The following is a 5214-nucleotide window of genomic DNA, read 5'->3' on the forward strand; positions in this document are numbered from 1 at the left end:
TATTATTGAGGATCTACAGGCGCTCATTCTCAAATGTGTCGATGCAATCCGGCCTGGTAGAAGTAATAAACGAATTTTCAAAAAGCGAAATAAAAAGTTTAACCCGGCTTATCGGCAACCAGCTTAATTCAACGGCATTGAATTAGCACTTATGGAAAAGTTAATAATGTTTATGTGGCTGCTTTTTCAAGGACAAAATAGCTATGAAAAATATATTTATATCTGGATCGATGCGGATTGAAAATATTCACAAAATGGTAATCGACCGTATTGAAAATATCATTCGTGAAAATTTTACTATTCTTGTCGGTGATGCAGATGGTGTCGATGCTTCAATTCAACAAATTTTGGCAAACAAATCATATGAAAATGTAATAGTTTATTGTGCCGGAAACTACCCTAGAAACAATATAGGTAAATGGGAATTAAAAACAGTTGATACTAATCACAAGCCTAACACACGATCATTTTTTACTGCTAAGGACATAGTAATGGCCGAAAAATGCGGCTATGGGCTTATGATTTGGGATTCAAAAAGCACTGGCACATTAAGCAATGTTTATGAATTACTTATACGTAAAAAAACATCCGTTGTTTTTGTTAACAAAGCAAAGCAGTTTATTAATGTAAGCAATTCTAAAGAGTTTGAGCAATTGGTGTCAAAAATGAGCGACAGTGCTTTTGAAAAAGCCAATCAAAAAATAAAACTAAAAGAAAAAATTATTGCAATCAAAAACGAACAATTGTGCCTATTTCCAGAGGCTAACAAAAAAATCACCTGACCGCCGGGAGCTGCTTTCGCTGAAACTATTCCAGTGGCGGCGGCAGGTTATTTAAGGCGTTGGGCTTGCCGGTACCGAGCCGTATCAAATAGTTCTTGCCTTTTTGTATCCCATATGCTACAGATATAAGTCATGATTAGTATTCAGACTACCGACACCTTCGATGCTTGGTTTGCCAGCCTGAAAGACAAGCGGGCAGTAGCGCGCATTCAAGCACGCATCGACCGGGCCGAAGATGGCAATTTCGGTGATTGCTCGCCGGTGGGTGAGGGTGTATCGGAGATGCGAATTCACTATGGGCCGGGCTATCGAGTGTATTTCGTACAACGCGGCATAGAACTGGTGATTTTACTGGCGGGAGGCAACAAGTCTACACAGAGCAAGGATATCAAGACCGCGCTACAACTGGCGGGCAAATTGTAGGAGGACGACATGACATTGAAGCTGCGCAAATGGGATAGCGCTGAATATCTCAAAACCGAGGAGGACATGGTCCTGTATCTTGAAGCTTGCATGGAAGAAGCTGGCGACGATGCAGCCTTCATCGCCAAAGCGCTTGGCACCATCGCCCGCGCCCGTGGCATGAGCCAACTTGCCAAGGACACCGGATTGGGCCGTGAGAGCTTGTACAAAGCACTTTCCGGCGAGGGAAATCCGAGCTTTGCGACGATTTTGAAGGTGACTCACGCTCTGGGTCTCAAGTTGCATGTTCACGGGCAGAGAAAAGACATGCATAAAATTGCAAAAATCGCCCAACAAATCACTTCAGCGGACAGAAGCCTCTGAGTTTTGCGTTCGGCACTACTGGCAGGAGGCAGCATGGCAGATAAGCAAATAAAAAAGAAAAATTATCGAGAACTGTTCAGAGAAATTGATATGATGTGTGGGGAAGTCAACAATTCTGACTCAACTGTTGAGAAGGAATCAGAAAATACATCGCGAATGCAACTGGTGCTCAAGGAGCAAGAGGAAAAAGAACGAGCCAAACGGAAACAACAATATGCTCAAATTTTGTCTTCTCACCTTGTAGATATTGAAATTCAACCATTTGAATCTCCTCAAGACAAAGCATCATTAACCGTCCGAAGTGGCACTGGGTGTTTTCGGGAAGTAGTAGAAATAGAGGAGTGTTTTGCCCTTATCGAATTTCTTATGGGGCATAACTTTGCTGCTCTATCGTCTGGTAAAGTTCGCCGTGATAAGGATCCTAGGGAAAACGAAGACCGTATATTTACATGGTTCATTTTCGCCAAAGCAAATAAAGGTTGAGCATGGGGGCCGTTATTATGGAGGAAAAGACTGTCTACATCGGAACCTCAATCGTCTCGTATCTCACGGCTCGTCCCACAAGCGATTTGCTGGCCGCAGCCTGGCAGAAAATAACCAGTGACTGGTGGGATACTCAAAGCAGCCGGTTCAATCTTTACACCTCCACCGTCGTTACCGAAGAGGCTGGAAGAGGAAATCCAGATGCCGCATCACGGCGGCTCAACGCCCTGTCCGACATCCCACTTCTGGCAATCACCGAAGCTGTCGTCGCCTTATCCAAAGCGCTCCTCCAAGAAGGCGCGCTTCCGGCAAAAGCGTTGGATGACTCCCTTCATATCGCAATAGCAGCCGTTCACGGTGTTGACTATCTTCTGACATGGAACTGCCGGCATATTGACAACGCTGAGATGAAACCTATAGTGAGAAAAGTATGTGCCGCACATGGCTACGTGTGCTCAGAGATTTGCACTCCACAAGAACTTATGGGGGTAAACGAAGATGGCTGACGAAATCATCGAAGAACTATGGAAAATTAAAGACGGCATCGCACACGAACATGCTTACAACGTAGACGCTCTTGTCGCCCATCTCAAGGCGAAAGGGCTATCGGCTGGTCAGAAAGTTGTTGACCTGCGTGCAATGAAAACCGCAGGACAAAACAGGAAAAGGAAAAATCAACGACATAAAATCGCCGAACAAGGCGCTTGAGTTGACGGCGGAAAGCGCGGCGGTGGCGCTACGCGGCGAGGTTCTTGGCCGCCGCAACTCAGCTTGGTCGTTAGCCAGACCCTTCGGGCCGAAGAAAATGGCTTGCATGATAGTATCAAATGATGCTATCATATAGGATATGAAGCCACCATACGAGATAACCAATACCATTCTCTCATTATATGGTCGAATAACTGAAGCTCTTGGCATTTGTAAGAGCTTGCTGCTAGTAAAACCCGAAGCACGACTAAGACGACAAAATAGAATTAGAACTATTCATTCATCCTTGGCAATTGAAGGAAATACTCTTGGAATTGATAACATATCTGCGATCCTAGATAAAACACCAGTAATTGGTCCTAAAAAGGATATTCTTGAAGTCAAAAATGCAATTGCTGCATATGATAAATTGCCATTCTTTGGTCCTTTTTCGATTAATGATTTTTTGAAGGCTCATGATGTATTAATGAATGGTTTAGTAGAGCGTTCTGGTAGTTTTAGAAATATTCAGGTTGGAATCTTGAAGGGGAACGATGTATCACATATTGCCCCTGGATATGATAGGGTTCCAGGCTTGATGAATGACTTGTTCCAATATGTAAAGAAAGATTCTGATATTGATATTATAAAAAGCTGTGTGTTCCATTATGAAATGGAATTTATTCATCCATTTGAAGATGGAAATGGACGGATGGGGCGATTCTGGCAAACTCGGCTGTTGATGAGTGTTAATCCAATATTTGAATTTGTTCCAGTAGAAAAAGTTATAAAAGAAAATCAAGATAAATATTATGAGGCATTAGAAGAATCAGACAGTACAGGAAGATCAACAAAATTTATTGAATTTATGCTTGATGCAATTAATAAATCACTACGCGAAACAATTGATGAAGCAAATGTTCCTAATATTGATCATAAAAAACGAGTAGAATCCGCATTGATAGAATTGAATGATTGGTTTGATCGCAAAGACTATATGAGAGTTTGCAAGGGAATATCAACGGCCACTGCTAGTCGTGATTTAAAGCAAATGTTAGATGACGAATTAATAGATATTTCCGGAATTGGACGGATGACTAAGTATAAAAAAAAAGGTGGCTAACAATCGCTTCAAGCGGATAAAGCTATTGTCACGGTTTGTGCTGCTCGCTTCGCTCGTTGACGCACAAACCGCGCCAATGATGCTTTACCGCTTAAGCGTATGTTGAAGCTGGAAATCAAAGGTGAATCAATGTCAAATGAGTCTCAGCATGATGCGAAATCTACCCACTAAAACAAAGAGCACCAACAAGACCGGAGTGACTGGAGTATCTGCCTTAGACAGCTTTTGCTACAGTTATATTGCAATTGGTTCAGGCAAGAGAAAATCTAAGAAATTTTCCGTGAAAAAATATGGGAAAGCTGAGGCACTACGGTTGGCTATCAAGTGGCGAAGAGACAGTGAATTAAGAATACACGGATATTCTATTATTCCCGTAGAGCTTGCGCGAAGGAATTTCAAACACAAACAGAGTGTTCTTAAGGCTAACCTTGCGGCACGAACAAAAAAGAAGACCACTATAGAAAATCGTCAAAAAGCGCAGCAAGCATTTAAACAAAGAAAAAAGGAATATCAGAGCATTGCTGTGAAATATATCTATCGCGTCGATGATATAGATTCAGGGCATGGTTGGCAACTGAAAATACAAATTGGCGATGAAGTAGTATGCGATAGAGTGTTTCGTGATAACCGTTATGGAACAGCTTCTAATGCTCTTAAGCTCGCTAAAGAAGAAAAGAAGCGGCAACTTGAACTTCACAATATGCCCTATGCCGAAGGGCGACGGTTCAGAAAAAAACTGCATGTTGCAAATACTTCGGATGTCAACGGAGTTGCCCTGTCAGGTGGGTATTATTATAGTTATATCCCTGTAGAGCCAAACAAGACAAAGAGTCGGAAATTCTCTATTAATAAATATGGTGAAAAGCTTGCGTTTCAGTTAGCTGTGGAGTGGCGGAAAGAAATGGAAATTGAGGTTTATAATTAACGCCACGGACAGGTCTTGCCTTTTGCACAACAAATAAATTCACCAGATAAACCACTGGTTTTCGTGTTACTTTCTTTCTAATCGTAATCCTCAACTCTGATAGCCACCCATCACCGAACAGTAGTAGGTGTTATACGTAATAAAAAAGTTGCGGCTTTTTTAGTGGAAAAATTATTTTCTGGCCTACACAGCTTCTTTTAACTTTTTTCCGGCTTTAATTTTTACAACATTACGTGCTTTAATTTTGATTTCTGCACCTGTCTGGGGATTTCTGCCCTTACGAGCAACGCGTTTTGCTTTTGAGAATGTTCCAAAACCAACGAGGGTAACTTTACCATCTTTCGATTTTAATGCCTTGGTGACATTTTTGGTAAATGAATCCAGCGCTGCAACAGCAGCAGTTTTTGTGATTTTTGCATCGGCAGCTA

Annotated in this window: 10 protein-coding genes; 9 read left to right on the plus strand and 1 reads right to left on the minus strand. The window is 42.0% G+C overall.

Annotated elements, in window-relative coordinates; all coding sequences use genetic code 11:
• Positions 1–203: 203 nt before the first annotated feature.
• The 9 genes from VXK47_RS17950 (at position 204) to VXK47_RS17990 (ending at position 4786) form a co-directional block, all read left to right on the plus strand.
• The gene (locus VXK47_RS17950) at positions 204–782 is read left to right on the plus strand and encodes a hypothetical protein (RefSeq protein ID WP_435550160.1); all 579 of its coding nucleotides are present in this window, start codon (positions 204–206) and stop codon (positions 780–782) included.
• A 132-nt stretch (positions 783–914) separates the two neighbouring features.
• Entirely contained in the window at positions 915–1205 is a 291-nt protein-coding gene (locus VXK47_RS17955; protein ID WP_435550161.1) for a type II toxin-antitoxin system RelE/ParE family toxin, read from the plus strand.
• A 9-nt stretch (positions 1206–1214) separates the two neighbouring features.
• On the plus strand, positions 1215–1568 hold the full coding sequence (locus tag VXK47_RS17960) for a DNA-binding protein (protein ID WP_435550162.1): 354 nt from the start codon (positions 1215–1217) through the stop codon (positions 1566–1568).
• A 33-nt stretch (positions 1569–1601) separates the two neighbouring features.
• Complete coding sequence (locus VXK47_RS17965) at positions 1602–2051, plus strand: hypothetical protein (protein ID WP_435550163.1); 450 nt, start codon at positions 1602–1604, stop codon at positions 2049–2051.
• 17 nt (positions 2052–2068) lie between these two features.
• Positions 2069–2557: a type II toxin-antitoxin system VapC family toxin gene (locus VXK47_RS17970; protein ID WP_435550164.1), complete on the plus strand. Its 489-nt coding sequence runs from the start codon at positions 2069–2071 to the stop codon at positions 2555–2557.
• Positions 2550–2759, plus strand: coding sequence for a hypothetical protein (locus VXK47_RS17975; protein WP_435550165.1), 210 nt, complete (start codon positions 2550–2552; stop codon positions 2757–2759). Before VXK47_RS17970 ends, VXK47_RS17975 begins: the two co-directional genes overlap by 8 nt.
• A gap of 1 nt (position 2760) precedes the next feature.
• Positions 2761–2895, plus strand: coding sequence for a hypothetical protein (locus VXK47_RS17980; protein ID WP_435550166.1), 135 nt, complete (start codon positions 2761–2763; stop codon positions 2893–2895).
• Positions 2896–2898: 3 nt separating this feature from the next.
• The gene (locus tag VXK47_RS17985; protein WP_435550167.1) at positions 2899–3861 is read left to right on the plus strand and encodes a Fic family protein; all 963 of its coding nucleotides are present in this window, start codon (positions 2899–2901) and stop codon (positions 3859–3861) included.
• A gap of 148 nt (positions 3862–4009) precedes the next feature.
• Positions 4010–4786, plus strand: coding sequence for an AP2/ERF family transcription factor (locus tag VXK47_RS17990; protein WP_435550168.1), 777 nt, complete (start codon positions 4010–4012; stop codon positions 4784–4786).
• Between the two features lie 183 nt (positions 4787–4969).
• Here VXK47_RS17990 and VXK47_RS17995 read toward each other — a convergent pair.
• On the minus strand, positions 4970–5214 hold a 245-nt coding region (locus VXK47_RS17995), incomplete at its 5' end, for an HU family DNA-binding protein (protein WP_435550169.1).

It is taken from the genome of Desulfobacterium sp. N47 (assembly GCF_051233685.1).
Classification (GTDB): domain Bacteria; phylum Desulfobacterota; class Desulfobacteria; order Desulfobacterales; family RPRI01; genus RPRI01.

Excerpts from the sequence above, each read along its gene's own strand:
- VXK47_RS17950 (WP_435550160.1), top strand. The coding sequence starts at position 204 with ATGAAAAATATATTTATATCTGGATCGATGCGGATTGAAAATATTCAC.
- VXK47_RS17965 (WP_435550163.1), top strand. The coding sequence starts at position 1,602 with ATGGCAGATAAGCAAATAAAAAAGAAAAATTATCGAGAACTGTTCAGA.
- VXK47_RS17955 (WP_435550161.1), top strand. The coding sequence starts at position 915 with ATGATTAGTATTCAGACTACCGACACCTTCGATGCTTGGTTTGCCAGC.
- VXK47_RS17975 (WP_435550165.1), top strand. The coding sequence starts at position 2,550 with ATGGCTGACGAAATCATCGAAGAACTATGGAAAATTAAAGACGGCATC.
- VXK47_RS17985 (WP_435550167.1), top strand. The coding sequence starts at position 2,899 with ATGAAGCCACCATACGAGATAACCAATACCATTCTCTCATTATATGGT.
- VXK47_RS17990 (WP_435550168.1), top strand. The coding sequence starts at position 4,010 with ATGATGCGAAATCTACCCACTAAAACAAAGAGCACCAACAAGACCGGA.
- VXK47_RS17970 (WP_435550164.1), top strand. The coding sequence starts at position 2,069 with ATGGAGGAAAAGACTGTCTACATCGGAACCTCAATCGTCTCGTATCTC.
- VXK47_RS17960 (WP_435550162.1), top strand. The coding sequence starts at position 1,215 with ATGACATTGAAGCTGCGCAAATGGGATAGCGCTGAATATCTCAAAACC.